Raw genomic sequence first — 15,927 nt, 5'->3', positions numbered from 1 at the left:
GTCGGACACCCGACCATACTGGGCGCCATGGCGAGCACGGCGGGTCCCGGCCACGGCTCGGCCGTCGACCCGCAGGGGTCGCGGCCGCCGCGCGCGGGCGTCACCGTCCGGGCGCGCCTGCTCGCCGCGGTCGTCGCCCTGACGGCGACGGCGCTGGCGGTCGCGGGCGCGACGGGACTCGCGCTGCAGCTGCGGGACGCCGACGCCCGCATGGACGACTCCCTCACCCGCGCCGTCGGCGCGCTGCGGGCGCTCGAGGCCGGTGAGCCGAGCCCGGACGACGAGGACGTGCGCGTCCCGTGGACGTCGCTCGACCGGCTGCTGCGCAAGGCCGTCGAGGCGCGCCTGCCCGGCGAGCACGAGGGCGTGCTCGCACTCGAGAACGGCGAGCTGCGCTGGCGTCCCGCCGACGAGACGGGGGCGGTGCGGCTCGACACCGACGCCGGGCTCATGGCGTGGTTGCGCGCGCACGCCCACGAGACGGCCGCCGACGCGGCGCCGCAGACCGTCCGCACGGAGGTCACCGAGTACCGCCTGGTCGCGGTGCCCGTGCGGATCGCGGCGGAGCCGGCCGACGTGGGGCTGTTCGTCGTCGCGTTCGACCGCACCGCCGTCACCGCGGACGTGCGGCGGGTCGTGCTCACGTACTCCCTGGTGGGGCTGTTCGCGCTCGCCGTCGTCTCGGTCGTCGCGTGGTTCGTCGTGGGACGCATGCTGCGGCCCGTGCGCGAGCTGCGCGACACGGTGCGCCGCGTGACCGAGTCCGACCTGTCCGAGCGCATCGCCGTGCGGGGCACGGACGACCTCGCAGACCTCGCCGGCTCCGTCAACGCCATGCTCGACCGGCTCGAGCGCGCGTTCGGCTCCCAGCGCGAGTTGCTCGACGACGTCGGGCACGAGCTGCGCACGCCGCTGACGATCGTGCGCGGTCACCTGGAGCTGCTCGACCCGTCCGACGAGACCGACGTGCGCGGCACGCAGGCCCTCGCGCTCGACGAGCTCGACCGGATGCAACGGCTCGTCGACGACCTCGTGACCCTCGCGACGGCCGACCGCCCCGACTTCGTGCGCCCCGCGCCGGTCGACGTGGGCCGGCTGACGGACGACGTGCAGGAGAAGGCCCGCGGGCTCGGCGAGCGGCGGTTCGTCGTCGTCTCGCGCGCGGACGTCACGGTGCGGCTCGACGCGCAGCGGATCACCCAGGCGTGGCTCCAGCTGCTCGCGAACGCCGTCCGGTTCTCCGCGCCCGGCTCCACCGTGCGCCTGGGCAGCGAGGTCGCCGGCGGCCGGCTGCTGCTGTGGGTGCGCGACGAGGGGCCCGGCGTGCCGCCCGAGGAGGAGGAGCGCATCTTCGAGCGCTTCCACCGCGGGCGCGCCGACCGGGTGCAGCACGGCGCGGGGCTCGGCCTGCCGATCGTCGCCGCGATCGCCGCCGCGCACGACGGGCGCGTGGTCCTCGAGCACCCTCCCCCCGGCGCCGGGCCGGGCGTCGTCTTCGTCCTCGACCTGCCCGCCGTCGGCCTCGTCGACGGCGCGTCCGACGTGTCCTACGACCTCGTGGAGCCGCACCGATGACCCACATCCTCATCGCCGAGGACGAGGAGCGGATCGCCGCCTTCGTCGCCAAGGGCCTGCGCGCCCACGGCTTCGACGCGACGACCGTGCCCAGCGGCGAGGCCGCGCTCGAGCGGGTCGAGCGCGGGGGCGTCGACCTGCTCGTGCTGGACCTGGGCCTGGGCGACATGGACGGCTTCGACGTGCTGCGCATGCTGCGCGACGAGGGGTACGAGCTCCCGGTCATCGTGCTGACGGCACGCTCGTCCGTCACCGACACCGTGACGGGGCTGGAGTCGGGGGCCGACGACTACATGGCCAAGCCGTTCCGGTTCGAGGAGCTGCTGGCGCGCGTGCGGCTGCGGCTGCGCGCGCCCGCCCAGTCCGCCCGGGGGAACGTGCTGGTGCACGGCCGCCTGCAGCTGGACCTGCGCACCCGGCGCATGCGCGTGGACGACACCGAGGTGGACCTGTCGGCGCGCGAGTTCGCGCTCGCCGAGACGTTCATGCGCAACCCGGGTGACGTGCTCACGCGCGAGCGGCTGCTGTCCGAGGTGTGGGGGTACGACTTCGACCCCGGCTCCAACGTGGTCGACGTGTACGTGCGCTACCTGCGGCGCAAGCTCGGCGCGGAGCACTTCGACACGATCCGCGGCGTGGGGTACCGGCTGGTCGACGCGTCGGCCTGACCGCCGGGCGGGCCGCGCGCACCCCTGGCACACTGACGCGGATGCGTGACCTCGCCCGGCTCCCGAAGGCGCACCTGCACCTGCACTTCACGGGCTCGATGCGCGTGCGCACGCTCGCCGAGCTGGCCGACCGCCACGGCATCCGCCTGCCCCACGTGCTGCTGGACGCCGACCCCCTCGTGGTGCCCGCCGACGAGCGCGGGTGGTTCCGCTTCCAGCGGCTGTACGACGCGGCCCGCGCGTGCGTGCGCGGCGAGGACGACATGCGGCGCGTCGTCGCCGAGGCGGTCGCGGACGACGCGGCGGAGGGCTCGGGCCGGCTGGAGATCCAGGTGGACCCGACGTCGTACGCCCCGTTCGTGGGCGGCCTGACCCCGGCGCTGGAGATCGTCCTCGACGAGGCACGCCGCGCCGCCGCCGCGACCGGCGTCGAGGTGGGTGTGGTGGTCGCGGCGTCCCGGACGCGGCACCCCCTCGACGCGCGCGCCCTCGCCCGGCTCGCCGCGCGGCACGCGGGCGACGGACCCGGCGAGGTGGTCGGATTCGGCCTGTCCAACGACGAGCGCCGTGGGGACACCGCGGAGTTCGCGCCGGCGTTCGCCATCGCGCACCGCGCGGGCCTCGTGCGCGTCCCGCACGGGGGCGAGCTGCTGGGTCCGGCGCACGTCGAGGACGTGCTGGACCACCTGCGCCCCGACCGCCTGGGGCACGGCGTGCGCAGCGGGGAGGACCCGCGCGTGCTGGCCCGCGTCGTCGACTCCGGGGTCGCGCTCGAGGTCTGCCCGGCGTCCAACGTGTCCCTGGGCGTCTACCCCACCCCGCGGGACGTGCCCCTGCGCACGCTCGTCGACGCCGGCGCCACGGTCGCGCTCGGCGCCGACGACCCGCTGCTGTTCCGCTCGCGCCTGGTCGACCAGTACCGCATCGCCCGTGACGTGCACGGGTTCGACGACGCGGCGCTGGCCGACCTGGCGCGGGCGTCGATCCGCGCGAGCCGGGCGTCGGCGGCCACGCGCGCCCGGCTGCTCGCCGGGGTGGACGCGTGGCTCGCCGACGACCCGGCGGACGCGGACCGCGGTCAGTCCGTCAGCACCTCCGGCACGGTCGGCAGCGGCGGCGTCGCGGGTCGCGGCGTGACCTCGGGCACGGCCGGCCGGGACGAGAAGGAGCGCGCCGTGTCGCCCGCCGGCTCGGGGAACGGCTGGTCGTCACCGACGCACGCAGCACCCGGCGCGGGGAGCTCGCCGGCCACCAGGTAGCGGTCGATCGCGCCCGTCGCGCACGCCGAGGTGCCGTAGGCCGTGTGCCCCCACGAGTCGGACGAGAGCAGCCGGCTGTTCGGCAGCTTCCGGCTGAGCGCCACCGCGCCGCCGTACGGCGTCGCGGGGTCCCACGTGTTGCCGACGACGAGCACGGGCGCGGCCGTGCGCGGGGAGAAGCCGCCGACCCAGGCGTCCTCGTCGCGCGCGGTCCACGCGGTCAGCGCGCACGGCGCGGACGGCCACGCCCAGCTCGCGCCGAAGTCGGGGGCCTGCCGCTCGATGCGCTCCGCCGCGCCGACGACGTCACGGACGCGCAGGGGGTGCAGGCCGTCGGTGCACAGGACCGCCGTCGCTGCCTCGAGGCCGCTCGGGTACGGCGGCCAGGGCCGGCCGAACGTCTCGGCCTTGGCGCGCTCGGCGTCCTCGTCCGGCGCCGGGCCGAACAGCTGGGCGACCAGCAGGTCGAGGACCTCGCGCGCCTGCGCACGCACGGCGGCGTTCTCCTGCGTCGGCGGCTGCTGCAGGTGGTGCACCGCCCAGACGAGCACGTCGACGACCGCGGGCGCGTTCGGCGCGTAGAGCACCGACAGCACGACCGAGACCAGCTCGTCGTACCCGACGGACAGCTCCGCGCCGGTCCACGGGTCGGTGACCGGCACCGGCGTCGTCCGGGACGCGTCGACGACCGACCGGTACACCGTCGCCGGGTCGCCGAGCCCCGCGATCAGGCACCGCTGCGGCCCGGCCGCCGCGCACCGGGCGAGGAGCTCGTCGCGCGCGGCGTCGCTCGCCTGCGGGGAGCCGGTGCGCACGAACGTCGGCACGTGCGCCGTCCGGACCGTGCCGCGGAACGCGTCCGGGTCGACGACGCCGTCGACCGCGAGCGCCCGGAACCGGTCCGGGAACATGCTCGCGTAGACGGCTCCCAGGTAGCTGCCGTACGAGAAGCCGAGGTAGCTGAGGCGCTCGTCGCCCACGGCGCGGCGCAGGACGTCGAGGTCACGGGCGACCTGGGCCGTCGACATCGACGCCGACACCGGTGCCCCGGTCGTCGAGCAGGCGCGCGCCAGCGCGGTGGCCGCCCGGATCTGCGCCGCCGTCTCCTCCGGCCCCTCCGGCGCCACCGGCTGCAGGCCCGCGAGCGCCTCGGCCTGCGCCTGCGCGTCGCGGAAGCACTGCACGTGGGTGGAGTAGTTCGTGCCGCGCGGGTCGAACCCCACGACGTCGAACCGCGCCCGCAGCTCGGGCGAGAACAGCTGGTCGGCGGCGGCGGCCAGCTCGACGCCGGAGCCACCCGGGCCGCCGGGGTTCACGAAGAGCGACCCGACGCGCTGCGCGGGGTCCGTGGCCCGGATCCGCAGCAGCGCCACGTCGGCGGTGCCGCGCTGCGGGCGGTCGTAGTCGAGCGGCAGCGCGACGCTGCCGCACTCCGCGCCGGCGCCGAAGGCCGCGCTGCAGTCCGCCCAGCCCGGGTCCGGCGTCGGGACACGGTCGACGCGGGCGGCCTCGAGGCGACGCAGCAGGTCGTCCGCGCGTCCCTGGCCGAGCAGGCCCTGGGCGGCCGCGTCCTCGGTGGCGGCGCGGTCCGCGGTGGCGGCCGCGGCTCCGGTGGCGGTGAGCGTGCTCGCGGCGGTCGCGAGGCAGGCGAGGGCAGCGGTCACGGCAAGCGCGTGCCGTGACGGTCGTCTGGTCATGTGGGTCCCCCTGGACGGCGCCCGCCGTGCTCCGCTGCCGGCCGTCGGCGCACGGCCAGCCTGGCGCGCGCGGGCTCGGGCCGGAACGGCCCGGGGACGGAGGTGCGGCCCCGTCGCGAGGCGGTTGTCCCGCGCGAGGCGGCGCGCTACCGTCCGGCGCCCGCGGGGGCGCCGAGCTCGACGCCGACCAGCACCGGCTCGGGCTCGAGCACGACGCCGAAGCGGTCGCGCACGCCGTCGCGCAGCTCGCCGGCGAGCCGCACGAGGTCGCTCGCGCGCGCGTCGCCGCGGTTCGTCAGCGCGAGGGTGTGCTTGGTCGAGAGCGTCGCGGGACCGGGCGCGCCGTACCCGCGCCCGTAGCCCGCGTGCTCGATCAGCCACGCCGCGCTCGTCTTCACCGCACCGTCCGGCAGCGGCCAGCGCGGCGCCTCGGGGGCAGCAGCTCGGCCTGCGACGCCGTGAGCACGGGGTTGGTGAAGAACGAGCCGGCGCTCCACGTGTCGTGGTCCGGTGCGTCGAGGACCATGCCCTTGCGCGCCCGCAGCGCCAGGACGGCGGCGCGCACGTCCGCCAGCGGGGCGCGCTCCCCCACCGCGACGTCGAGGGCCCGTGCGAGCTCGGGGTACTCGACCGGTGCCGAGAGGGAGCCGGCGCGCAGCTGGAACGTCACGTCGAGCACGACGTAGCGGGGCGTCGGCCCCCACGGGGCCTGCGGGTCGTCCGCGGACGGGCGCAGCGAGCGCTTGAGCAGCGACGTGCGGTAGCCGAACGCCAGCGTGACCCACGGGAGGGTGCGCACGCGCCCGCGGCCGCGGTCCCACACGCGCACCTGCGAGATCGTGCGCGACACCTCCTGGCCGTAGGCGCCGACGTTCTGCACGGGCGTCGCGCCGGTGGACCCCGGGATGCCGGACAGGGCCTCGACGCCGACCAGCTCCTCGGACACGGCGTACGCGACGACGTCGTCCCACACGGTCCCCGCCGGGACGGTGAGCGTCACGCCCGCGCACGCGGACGCGTCGGGCACCTCGACCCCGCCGCGCACGTCGCGCACGACGACGCCCGCGAACCCCGCGTCGGCCACGAGGACGTTCGAGCCGCCGCCCAGCACGAGCAGGGGCTCACCCGCCTCGTCGGCGGCGCGCACGGCGGCGACGAGCTCCTGCTCGCTCGTGGTCTCGACGTAGCGCGCGGCGGGACCGCCCACGCGGAACGTGGTCAGGTCCGCCAGGGCGGGCGTCCCGGCGTGCGTCGGGACGGGGGCGTCGGCCGGCTCCGGCGCGGGGCCGGGCAGGGCGCAGGTGTCGAGCTCCACCCCGCCAGGCTACGTCGCCGTCAGGCCACGTCGCCCGGGGCGACGGACGTGGGGCCCGTCGCCGGGCCCGCGGTGGCCGGTACGTCGTTGGCGTCCGCGGGCCGGTGCAGCGGCCGCGCGGCGCTGGTGACGAGCAGCCCCAGCGCCACGGGCACGAGGATCGCGAGCAGCGCGGGCTGGTAGCCCACGCGGTCCGCGAGCAGGCCGAGCAGCGGCGGGCCCGCGAGGAACGCGGAGTAGCCGATCGTCGACACCACCGCGACGCGCTGCGCGGCGCGCAGCGGGTCGTCCGCGGCCGCGCTCATGCCGACCGGGAAGCCGAGCGCCGCACCGGCGCCCCACGCGACGACGCCGACGAGCGCGAGCCACAGCTGGTCGGCGAGCCCGAACACGAGGAGCCCGGCGAACGCGAGGGCCGCGCACAGGCGCAGCACCGTCACGCGGCCGTACCGGTCGAGCAGGCGGGTGCCGAGCAGGCGCATGGCCGTCATCGCGGTGACGAACAGCCCGAAGCCCACCGCGCCGACCGCGTGCCCGGTGTCGAAGCCGTCGACGACGGCGAGGCTGACCCAGTCGTTCGCGGCCCCCTCGGTGAGCGCGGCGGCGAGCACGACCAGGCCGACGAGCAGCGTGCGGGGCTCCAGCCAGGCGCCGAGGGCACGGCGGGCACCGCCCGGGGCGGTGCCGCCTGCGGACGCGGTGCCGGCAGCAGGGGCGTCGGCGGCCTCGTCGACCAGGAAGGCGCGGACGGCGACGGCGAGCACGACGCTCGACAGGGCCACGGCGACCGGCAGGTGCACCTCGACGGGGACGTGCAGCCCGGCGACGACCGCGGCGGCGCCGGACGCGGCCATGGTCCCGAACGAGAACCCGGCGTGGTAGCGCGGCATCACGGTGCGGCCGAGCCGCTGCTCGACGACGGCCCCCTCGAGGTTCATCGACGCGTCCCAGACGCCCGTGCCCACACCGGCCAGCACGAGGCCGACGCCCACGACCACGACCTCGCCCGTGGCGACGCCGACGCACGCGACGCCGTACCCCAGCGCGTTGAGCACGCCGAAGCCGAGCACGGTCCGGCGTGCACCGAGCCGCTCGACGACGACCCCCGACAGGGGCAGCGCGAGCAGCGACCCGAACGAGCCGACGAGCAGCAGCAGACCCATCCGGTCGGGCGTGAGGTCGAGCGCGTCGCGCACGGCGGGCAGCCGGGACGCCCAGCTGGCGAAGTTCCACCCGGCCAGGAGGAAGACGGTGAACACCGCGGCGGACGCGAGGCGGACCTCGCGCGGGGCGGTGTCGCGGACGGTGCGTGCCGCCTCGCGCGACGCCGTCACAGCGCTCCCCCTCGCGGGGACGGGCGAGGCGTGCGGGCGGCGGGCGCGCACGCGGTGGCGCGGCGCGCGAGGGGCGGGACGACGAGTCGCACGCGGGCTCCCGATCTCGGGTCGAATCGATTCGAACGAGGCGGACGAGGACGCCGCTCGGTTCCGGGGGATGGCGGTCATTCTGCGGGTACGCTGCTCGCGTCGTCAAACACCGCCGGACGGGGACGACGACCCCCGCGACCGGCGGTACACGCCGGCTCACGAAAGGTGCCGACACTGCCCGCCCAGCGCACGACCCTCGCCGACGTCGCCGCCGCCGCGGGGGTCTCGGTGTCGACCGCCTCGCTCGCCTTCTCCGGGTCCGGCCCCATCGCCGAGCGCACACGCGCGCGCGTGCTCGAGGCGGCCCGGACCCTCGGCTACGCCGGCCCGAACCCGCTCGGGCGCCAGCTGCGCAGCGGGCGGTCCGGCATCGTCGGCGTCGTCATGGGCGACGCGCTGCGCCGCGCGTTCCGCGACCCCGTGACGATCCAGGTGCTCGACGGCCTCGTCACGCGCCTCGGTCCGCTCGGGCTCGGTGTCCTGCTCGTGCCGGGCCCGCACGACGCCGCGCAGCCCGCCGTCGACCCGCTGCTGGGCAGCGCGGCCATGGACGTCGCCGTCCAGATGTGGGGCGGCACGACCGACGACCCCGTCCTCGAGACGCTGCGCAACCGGGGCATCCCGATCGTGCTGGTCGAGGGCACGCCGCAGCCCGACGTGGCGGCGGTCGGCATCGACGACCGCGGGGGCATGGCCGAGCTCACGCGCCACGTGGTCGACCTCGGGCACACCCGCATCGCGACCGTGACGCTGCCGTTCGACCGCGACCGCGTCGAGGGCGCGGCCGACGAGGCGCGCCTGGCGTGCATCCCCTGGGAGATCACCCGCCGGCGCCTGCGCGGCGTGACCGACACCGGGGTCCGTCCCGAGGTCATCTGGGAGACCCCGGCCTCGCTCGTCGAGCACGGGGCGGCCGCCGGGCGGGCGCTGCTGTCCCGCCCCGACCGGCCCACCGCGGTGATCTGCCAGTCGGACCTGCTGGCGTCCGGCGTCGTCCTCGCCGCGCGCGAGCTCGGGCTGCGCGTCCCGCAGGACGTGTCGGTCGCGGGGTTCGACGGTCTCGACCTGCCCTGGCTGGCCCCCGACGTGCTGACGAGCGTCAGCCAGCCCCTCGCGGACAAGGGCGCCGCGATCGGTGACGCCGTCGCGGACCTGCTCGCCGGCCGCGAGCCCGAGGACCGCGTCCTGCCGGTGTCGCTGCGCGTCGGGACGACGACCGGTCCGCCGCCTGCCTGACGACGCGGCCGTCAGGCCAGGCGCACGACGGCCTGCGCCTTGCCGAGCACGCGCGCGCCCTCGACCGTCACGGTGAGGTCGACGCGGACCGTACCCGCCTCGGCGTCGAGCGCCCCCACGGCGGCCACGACCTCGACCCGGGCCTCCCCCGGGTCGGGCACCGGGACGGGACGCGTGAACCGCGTCTGGTAGTCGACGACGGCGGCGGGGTCGCCCGCCCAGTCGACGACGACCGCCACGGCCGCGCCCATCGTCCACATGCCGTGCGCGATGACCCCGGGCAGGCCGACCGAGGTCGCGACGCGCTCGTTCCAGTGGATCGGGTTGAAGTCGCCGCTCGCACCGGCGTACCGGACCAGGCGGTCCCGGTCGACGGGGACCGTGCGGCGCGCCAGCTCCTGGCCGACGGCGAGGTCGGCGAGCACGGGGCGCGGGCTCACGCGTCCTCCTCGGGGCGCACGGCGAGCGTCGAGACGACCGTCGCGACGGCGGCCCCGGACTCGTCGGCGATCTCGCAGCGCGTGGTCACCATGGCGAGGCCGCCGCGCAGCGTGACGGCGTCGACGTGCAGCGTCGTCACGACGCGGTCGCCCGCGTGCAGCGGCCGGTGGTGCGTGAACCGCTCGTCCGCGTGCACGACGCGGCTGAAGTCGATGCCCGACGCGGGGTCGTCCACGTACTGCGCCTCGGTGCGCTGGGCGATCACGACCGCGAAGGTCGGCGGCGCCACGACGTCCGGGTGCCCCAGTGCGCGGGCGGACGCGACGTCGGTGTGCGCGGGGTGCGTCGCCCCGGTGGCCTCGGCGAACTCGCGGATCTTCTCGCGGGAGACCACATACACGTCGCCGGGCGGGTAGACCCGCCCGGCGAAGGTGGTGTCGACGGCCACGTCAGGCGTCGGCTCGGTGCGCGACCGCGTCAGCGGGTCTCGCGGTGCACCGTGTGCTTGTTGTCACGCGGGCAGAACTTCTTCATCTCGAGCCGGTCGGGGTTGTTCCGACGGTTCTTCTTCGTGATGTAGTTCCGCTCCTTGCACTCCGTGCAGGCGAGCGTGATCTTCGGGCGGACGTCCGCGCTCTTGCTGGCCATGTCTGTGTCACCTCTCGCGCCCCGCGGGGGCTGCGTTCTTCTCCTGGCGCGCCGCCGGCCGACACGCGCTGCTGCTACGGATGTTCGCCGGACGTGGTAGCGGGAGCGGGATTCGAACCCGCGACACCACGATTATGAGCCGTGTGCTCTAACCACCTGAGCTATCCCGCCACAGCGGCGGTCCGGGTCGGCCGCCCGAGGGCGACCGACCCGTGACACACCACAGAGCCCCGAAAGGGAATCGAACCCTTGACCTTCTCCTTACCATGGAGACGCTCTGCCGACTGAGCTATCGGGGCAGCGCGGACCAGAGTACACGGGCACGGGCCCGGCGGTGAAATCGGCCCCGTCACAACCCGCCGTCGCCCTCGCCGGGGCCGCGCCGACCGCGACCGCGTGCACGCCCGCGCCGGGGAGAGGACGTCGGGCGACGCCCCGGGGCCACGCGCCCTAAACCTTTCGGCTCGTACCTCGGCGCGTCGGCCGCGTGCCACGATCCGCCGCATGCGCCCCCTCCTCCCGCCGCGCCGCGCCGTGTCGGCCCGCGTGTCAGCCCGCGTGTCAGCCCGCGTCCCGCGCCCCTCCTCGCGCCGCCCGGCCCTCGTCGGCACGCCCCTGGCCCTCGCTCTCGCGCTGGGGCTCGCCGCCTGCTCCGGCGGCGACGAGGGCGTCGACCCCTCGACCGCCGACTGGCCCGAGGCCGTCGCACCCGCGGAGGCGGACGGCGACCTGTGGGTGGTCTGGACCGCCGTCGCGGAGACCGGCAGCGAGGGCGCCCTCGAGGAGGAGGTCTCCCGGCTCGGCGAGCTCGGCTACGACGCGCAGGCGTGGGACCCGCAGTGCCAGGAGGGCGCGGGCGAGAAGATCGCCGGACTCACCGGCTACGCGGACCCGACGGCGGTCGGACTGGCGTTCGCGTCCGAGGAGGACGCCGGCGTCTTCGACACCCGGTACGAGGGGGCGACCGTCATGATCACCAGCGGCGCCTACACCTGCGACTGACCGTCCGGGCGTGGGCCGCCACCGTCCGCGCCCGACAACGCCGAAGGGCCTCCTCGCGCGGCTGCGAGGAGACCCTTCGTCACGTGGCGGGTGAGGGATTCGAACCCCCGTAGGCGATGCCAGCTGATTTACAGTCAGCCCCCTTTGGCCACTCGGGTAACCCGCCAAGGGGACACCGCACCACCGGATCACGGCCAGGCCGGAGCCTGCCCGCCGTCCGCGTGAGCGGCGTGCGGATGGAAGGATAGCAAGTCCGCGAGACCGCTCGCGCCACCGTCCGCCGCCCCCGGCCGTGGAGGTGGTCGCGGCGGCCCGGGCACGTCCGTACGAGGCGCCGCCGCCAGGTGCGCGCCGGGAGGGAGCAGCATGGCGAGCGAGTCGTCGTTCGACGTCGTCAGCAAGGTCGACCGGCAGGAGGTCGACAACGCCCTGAACCAGGCCGCGAAGGAGATCGCGCAGCGGTACGACTTCAAGGGCGTGGGCGCCTCGATCTCGTGGAGCGGCGAGAGCATCCTCATGGTCGCCAACTCGGCCGAGCGCGTCCTCGCCGTCCTCGACGTCTTCCAGTCCAAGCTCATCAAGCGCAACATCTCGCTGAAGTCCCTCGACACCGGGGACGGGGAGCCGAAGCCGTCGGGCAAGGAGTACCGCCTGGCGGCGAGCATCAAGGAGGGCCTGAGCAGCGAGGTCGCCAAGAAGCTCGCGAAGCTCGTCCGCGACGAGGGCCCCAAGGGCGTCAAGACGCAGATCCAGGGCGACGAGCTGCGCGTGTCCGCGAAGAGCCGCGACGACCTGCAGGCCGTCATCGCCCTCATGAAGGGCGCCGACGTCGACGCGGCGCTGCAGTTCGTGAACTACCGCTGACGTGCCGGTGCCGTGGGCCGCGTGGCCCACGGCACCGCGCGGTCGCGCGTATCGCGGCCGCCTCGGCGCGCCCCTACCCGGTGAGGCCCGCGACGGGCGCGGGCCGCCCGGGGGGGACCCATGGACCACCAGCGCTTCAGCGTCGCGACCGTCAACCTGTACAACCTCCAGCTGCCGGGGCGCGCGATGCACCGCGGGCAGGCGCCGTGGGCACCCGCGGAGTACCGCCGCAAGGTGCGCTGGCTCGCGGAGCGGCTGCGCCGGCTGGACGCCGACGTCGTCGGCCTGCAGGAGCTCTGGCACCGCGACGCCCTCGCCGACGTGCTGGCCGAGGCGGACCTCGACGACGACTACGACGTGCTCGCGACACCGGCGGACGGCCACCGGATCACGTGCGCCGCGCTCGTGCGCACCGGGCTGCTGCGCGGCGAGCCGGAGTGGGTGGAGGCGTTCCCCCCGGCCGTCCGGCTCCGGGCCGCCGGCGAGCACGACCCCCAGGCACCCGAGGTCGACGTGCGGATCGACCGGTTCTCCCGCCCCGTCCTGCGCTTCGCCGCGGCGCTGCGCGACGACGGCCCCGCGACCCAGGTGTTCGTCACCCACCTGAAGTCGAAGCTGCCGACACGGGTCGACCGCGAGGACTGGTTCACCGCCGACCCGCAGACGTACCGCCCGCACGCCACCGCGCTCGGCGCGGCGCTGTCGACGATCCGCCGCACGGCGGAGGCGACCGCGCTGCGCGTGCTGCTGACGGACGTCCTGCGAGGCACGTCGACGCCGGTGCTCGTCCTGGGCGACGTCAACGACGGCCAGCACAGCAACACGCTCGACATCCTCACCGGGCAGCCGCGCTACCTCGTCGGCGACTCCGTCGGCGGCACCGACACCGGCCTGTACACGGCGCAGACCCTGCAGGAGTACCGGGACACCCGGGACGTCTACTACACGCACGTGCACGAGGACCTGCGCGAGTCCCTCGACCACGTGCTGGTCAGCGAGCAGCTGTATGACAACAGCCGCCGGCGGCGGTGGCTGTTCGACGGCCTGTCGGTCGCGAACGACCACCTCGACGCGGCGGACCACCGCGCCGACGGGTCCGGCGACCACGGGCTCGTGCGGGTGGCGTTCCGGTGGGCGCCGGCGCCGTGACGCGTACCGGCGTCAGGACCGCGTCAGGCCGCCCCGACCGCCCGCCAGGGCCTCGAGCCGGGCGATGCGGTCCGCCATCGGGGGGTGCGTGGCGAACATGCGCCCCAGGCCGCCGCCGCGGAACGGGTTGGCGATCATCAGGTGCGACACGTCGACGAGCTCGCGCTCCTGGGGCAGCGGACGGGCCTGCGTGCCCCGCTCGAGCTTGCGCAGCGCGGACGCGAGCGCGAGCGGGTCCCCCGTGAGGGCGGAGCCGTCCTCGTCCGCGTCGTACTCGCGGGTGCGGCTGATGGCGAGCTGGATCAGGGTCGCGGCCAGGGGCGCCAGGAGCGCGAGCAGCAGGCCCGCGAGCGGGTTGCCACCCCCACGGCGGTCGCCGCCGCCGAAGAACAGCGCGAACTGGGCCAGCGACGTGATGACGCCCGCGATGGCCGCCGCGACGGACGACGTGAGGATGTCGCGGTTGTACACGTGCATGAGCTCGTGGCCGAGCACACCGCGCAGCTCGCGCTCGTCGAGCACCTGCAGGATGCCCTCCGTGCAGCACACCGCGGCGTTCTGCGGGTTGCGACCCGTCGCGAAGGCGTTCGGCGCCATGGTCGGCGACACGTACAGCCGCGGCATGGGCTGACGCGCCGCCGTGGAGAGCTCGCGGACGATCCGGTACATCGCCGGCTGCTCGATCTCGCTCACGGGACGCGCACGCATGGCGCGGATCGCGATCTTGTCGGAGTTCCAGTAGCTGTAGGCGGTGGTGGCGAGGCCGATGCCGGCGAAGAGCAGGAGGAACCCGGGCCGTCCGCCGCCGAGCAGGTACCCGATGCCGAGCAGCACCGCCCACATGGCGCCGAACAGCGCCGCCGTCTTCAGCCCGTTGTAGTGCCGGTGACCCATGTCCGTCCTCCCCCGCCCCGTCCGGGGCGGCCGCGTGTCTCGCCCGCTGAACGTCCCGCGACGTGCCCGCGTTCCCCACGCGCCGGGCGTCCCGGCCCCAGCGTGCACACCGCGACGCCGGCCGTGCGCGTCCGACGGTCCCGGAGCGGGCGGGACCACCCGTCCGGGCGGACGCCCCGACGCGGACGGGCCCCGCACGCGGTGGCGTGCGGGGCCCGTCCCGACGAGGCTGCGTCAGGCCGTCGGCCGCGACCTGCCGAGGGAGATCGCGACCATCTCCTCGCGGGGCACGAGCTTGACGCGCTCGCGCCCGTGGGGCTCGCCGAGGGACTTCTCGTACGCGTCCAGCAGCTCCCAGCCGGACCAGTCGATCGGCTCGGCACCGCGGGCGCGCAGGAACTCCAGCACGGCCTCCGGGTCGCGCTCGGTCGCCGTGTAGAAGGCCTCGCCGGCCGCCGCGACGTCCTCGCCGAGGTGGCGGATCGTCTCCGACGCGTCGGACTTGGTGTGGCCGATCAGGCCCACGGGGCCGCGCTTGATCCAGCCGGTGGCGTAGATGCCGGGCAGGTGCTCCCCGTCGACGTCGACCACGCGGCCCTCGCGGTTGGGGATGACGCCCGCGACGTCGTCGAACGGGATGTCGACCAGGGGCGAGCCGAAGTAGCCGACGGCCCGGTAGACCGCCTGGACGGGCCAGTCGAACGTCTGGCCCGTCCCGGTGACGTTCCCGTCGCCGGTGAGCGCCGTGCGCTCCGTGCGCAGGCCGACGACCTTGCCGTCCTCGCCCAGCACCTCGACCGGCTTGTGCAGGAAGTGCAGGTGGATGCGACGCGAGGCGGTGTTCTCGGACGGGTCCCTCAGGGTCCAGTCGGTCAGCGTCTTGACGACCTGCTTGGTCTGGTTGCTCGAGCGGATCGCCGCCTCCGAGCCCTCGTCGAAGTCGAAGTCCTCGTCGTAGACGATCACGTCGACGTCCGGCACGTGGCCGAGCTCGCGCAGCTCGAGCGGGGAGAACTTGGCCTGCGCCGGACCGCGGCGGGCGAAGACGTGGACGTCGGTGACGGGGTTCGCCTTGAGGATCTCGTAGACGTTCGCCGGCACCTCGGTCGGCAGCAGGTCGTCGGCGTGCTTCGCGAGGATGCGCGCGACGTCCAGCGCGACGTTGCCGGCGCCGAGCACGGCGACCTGCTCCGCCTGCAACGGCCAGGTGCGCGGGACGTCCGGGTGGCCGTCGTACCAGGAGACGAAGTCCGCCGCGCCGTACGACCCGTCGAGGTCGATGCCGGGGATCGGCAGCGCCGCGTCGCGGATCGAGCCGGTCGAGAAGATGACGGCGTCGTAGAACTGGCGCAGGTCGTCGAGCTTGAGGTCCGTGCCGTAGTCGACGTTCGCGACCAGGCGGATGTCCCCGCGCTCCAGCACCTTGTGCAGCGCGACGATGATCTGCTTGATCCGCGGGTGGTCGGGGGCGACGCCGTAGCGGACCAGGCCGAACGGCGCGGGCAGGCGCTCGAACAGGTCGATGCTCACGTCGAGGTCGGTCTTCGAGAGGATGTCGGCCGCGTAGATGCCGGCCGGTCCCGCGCCGACGATCGCGACACGCAGGGTCGGGGTGCTCACGGGTCGGGCTGCCTTCCGTCGGGGAGCCCTCGCCGCCCGGCCGCGGCCGGGCGGCGCCGGCCCGGAGGGCCTGCGCGTCGGCGTGCGCGACGGTCGGTGCGAGGGCGCTGCTCGCCCCTCAGTCTAGGCGCT

At 75.6% G+C, this 15,927-nt stretch carries 13 protein-coding genes, 3 tRNA genes and 2 pseudogenes; 7 read left to right on the top strand and 11 right to left on the bottom strand.

The genetic code is table 11. The annotated features are described in order from the left end of the window. Positions 1-27 precede the first annotated feature (27 nt). The 3 genes and pseudogenes from GC089_RS04440 to GC089_RS18850 all read left to right on the top strand — a co-directional run. The gene (locus GC089_RS04440) at positions 28-1,575 is read left to right on the top strand and encodes a cell wall metabolism sensor histidine kinase WalK (RefSeq protein WP_155376634.1); all 1,548 of its coding nucleotides are present in this window, start codon (positions 28-30) and stop codon (positions 1,573-1,575) included. Next, positions 1,572-2,243, top strand: a complete 672-nt coding sequence (locus GC089_RS04435; RefSeq protein ID WP_155376633.1) for a response regulator transcription factor — start codon at positions 1,572-1,574, stop codon at positions 2,241-2,243. Before GC089_RS04440 ends, GC089_RS04435 begins: the two co-directional genes overlap by 4 nt. A 41-nt stretch (positions 2,244-2,284) precedes the next feature. Then, positions 2,285-3,295 (top strand): annotated as a pseudogene (locus GC089_RS18850) (adenosine deaminase); the annotation flags it as partial. A gap of 26 nt (positions 3,296-3,321) precedes the next feature. On the opposite strand, the gene GC089_RS04425 reads toward GC089_RS18850, so the two are convergent. The 3 genes and pseudogenes from GC089_RS04425 to GC089_RS04415 all read right to left on the bottom strand — a co-directional run bounded on the left by GC089_RS04425 (position 3,322) and on the right by GC089_RS04415 (position 7,848). Next, the gene (locus tag GC089_RS04425) at positions 3,322-5,166 is read right to left on the bottom strand and encodes an alpha/beta hydrolase (protein WP_196250821.1); all 1,845 of its coding nucleotides are present in this window, start codon (positions 5,164-5,166) and stop codon (positions 3,322-3,324) included. A gap of 179 nt (positions 5,167-5,345) precedes the next feature. Continuing rightward, positions 5,346-6,430 (bottom strand): annotated as a pseudogene (locus tag GC089_RS04420) (UDP-N-acetylmuramate dehydrogenase). Positions 6,431-6,534: 104 nt separating this feature from the next. Next, complete coding sequence (locus GC089_RS04415; protein ID WP_155376630.1) at positions 6,535-7,848, bottom strand: sugar MFS transporter; 1,314 nt, start codon at positions 7,846-7,848, stop codon at positions 6,535-6,537. Between the two features lie 267 nt (positions 7,849-8,115). Here GC089_RS04415 and GC089_RS04410 point away from each other — a divergent pair, with 267 nt between their 5' ends. After that, positions 8,116-9,177 carry a LacI family DNA-binding transcriptional regulator gene (locus GC089_RS04410; RefSeq protein ID WP_155378932.1) on the top strand — a complete coding sequence of 354 codons (1,062 nt, stop codon included), beginning with the start codon at positions 8,116-8,118 and terminating at the stop codon, positions 9,175-9,177. Positions 9,178-9,188: 11 nt separating this feature from the next. On the opposite strand, the gene GC089_RS04405 is transcribed toward GC089_RS04410, so the two are convergent. The 5 genes from GC089_RS04405 to GC089_RS04385 form a co-directional block, all read right to left on the bottom strand. Further along, a complete protein-coding gene (locus GC089_RS04405) occupies positions 9,189-9,617 on the bottom strand; it encodes a MaoC family dehydratase (RefSeq protein WP_155376629.1) in 429 nt (142 codons plus the stop codon). Next, complete coding sequence (locus GC089_RS04400) at positions 9,614-10,066, bottom strand: MaoC family dehydratase N-terminal domain-containing protein (protein ID WP_155376628.1); 453 nt, start codon at positions 10,064-10,066, stop codon at positions 9,614-9,616. The genes GC089_RS04405 and GC089_RS04400 overlap by 4 nt, the downstream gene beginning before the upstream one ends. A 29-nt stretch (positions 10,067-10,095) precedes the next feature. After that, the gene (gene rpmG / locus GC089_RS04395) at positions 10,096-10,266 is read right to left on the bottom strand and encodes a 50S ribosomal protein L33 (protein WP_013117912.1); all 171 of its coding nucleotides are present in this window, start codon (positions 10,264-10,266) and stop codon (positions 10,096-10,098) included. Positions 10,267-10,360: 94 nt separating this feature from the next. Continuing rightward, positions 10,361-10,437 (bottom strand) — tRNA-Met (locus GC089_RS04390). A 55-nt stretch (positions 10,438-10,492) separates the two neighbouring features. Further along, positions 10,493-10,565: transfer RNA gene (locus GC089_RS04385), tRNA-Thr, on the bottom strand. 259 nt (positions 10,566-10,824) lie between these two features. On the opposite strand from GC089_RS04385, the gene GC089_RS04380 reads away from it, so the two are divergent. Continuing rightward, positions 10,825-11,268, top strand: a complete 444-nt coding sequence (locus GC089_RS04380) for a hypothetical protein (protein ID WP_155376627.1) — start codon at positions 10,825-10,827, stop codon at positions 11,266-11,268. Positions 11,269-11,352: 84 nt separating this feature from the next. Here GC089_RS04380 and GC089_RS04375 read toward each other — a convergent pair. Then, positions 11,353-11,434 (bottom strand) — tRNA-Tyr (locus GC089_RS04375). Between the two features lie 200 nt (positions 11,435-11,634). On the opposite strand from GC089_RS04375, the gene GC089_RS04370 reads away from it, so the two are divergent. Both GC089_RS04370 and GC089_RS04365 read left to right on the top strand, forming a co-directional pair. Next, positions 11,635-12,132: a YajQ family cyclic di-GMP-binding protein gene (locus GC089_RS04370; RefSeq protein WP_155376626.1), complete on the top strand. Its 498-nt coding sequence runs from the start codon at positions 11,635-11,637 to the stop codon at positions 12,130-12,132. 120 nt (positions 12,133-12,252) lie between these two features. Continuing rightward, a complete protein-coding gene (locus tag GC089_RS04365) occupies positions 12,253-13,281 on the top strand; it encodes an endonuclease/exonuclease/phosphatase family protein (RefSeq protein ID WP_155376625.1) in 1,029 nt (342 codons plus the stop codon). A gap of 12 nt (positions 13,282-13,293) precedes the next feature. On the opposite strand, the gene htpX is transcribed toward GC089_RS04365, so the two are convergent. Together htpX and GC089_RS04355 are read right to left on the bottom strand one after the other, a co-directional pair. Further along, positions 13,294-14,175 carry a zinc metalloprotease HtpX gene (gene htpX / locus GC089_RS04360; protein WP_155376624.1) on the bottom strand — a complete coding sequence of 294 codons (882 nt, stop codon included), beginning with the start codon at positions 14,173-14,175 and terminating at the stop codon, positions 13,294-13,296. Between the two features lie 234 nt (positions 14,176-14,409). After that, positions 14,410-15,795, bottom strand: coding sequence for an FAD-dependent oxidoreductase (locus GC089_RS04355; protein ID WP_155376623.1), 1,386 nt, complete (start codon positions 15,793-15,795; stop codon positions 14,410-14,412). Between the last annotated feature and the right edge of the window lie 132 nt (positions 15,796-15,927).

This window comes from Cellulomonas sp. JZ18, from assembly GCF_009720485.1.
GTDB lineage: Bacteria > Actinomycetota > Actinomycetes > Actinomycetales > Cellulomonadaceae > Cellulomonas.
Note: the sequence above shows the minus strand (reverse complement) of the source record. Positions and strands in the feature narration are given on the sequence as shown.

Bases quoted from the DNA above. Each gene is read 5' to 3' on its own strand.
- GC089_RS04440 (WP_155376634.1), top strand. From the start codon at position 28: ATGGCGAGCACGGCGGGTCCCGGCCACGGCTCGGCCGTCGACCCGCAG.
- GC089_RS04435 (WP_155376633.1), top strand. From the start codon at position 1,572: ATGACCCACATCCTCATCGCCGAGGACGAGGAGCGGATCGCCGCCTTC.
- rpmG (WP_013117912.1), bottom strand. From the start codon at position 10,266: ATGGCCAGCAAGAGCGCGGACGTCCGCCCGAAGATCACGCTCGCCTGC.
- GC089_RS04370 (WP_155376626.1), top strand. From the start codon at position 11,635: ATGGCGAGCGAGTCGTCGTTCGACGTCGTCAGCAAGGTCGACCGGCAG.
- GC089_RS04365 (WP_155376625.1), top strand. From the start codon at position 12,253: ATGGACCACCAGCGCTTCAGCGTCGCGACCGTCAACCTGTACAACCTC.
- htpX (WP_155376624.1), bottom strand. From the start codon at position 14,175: ATGGGTCACCGGCACTACAACGGGCTGAAGACGGCGGCGCTGTTCGGC.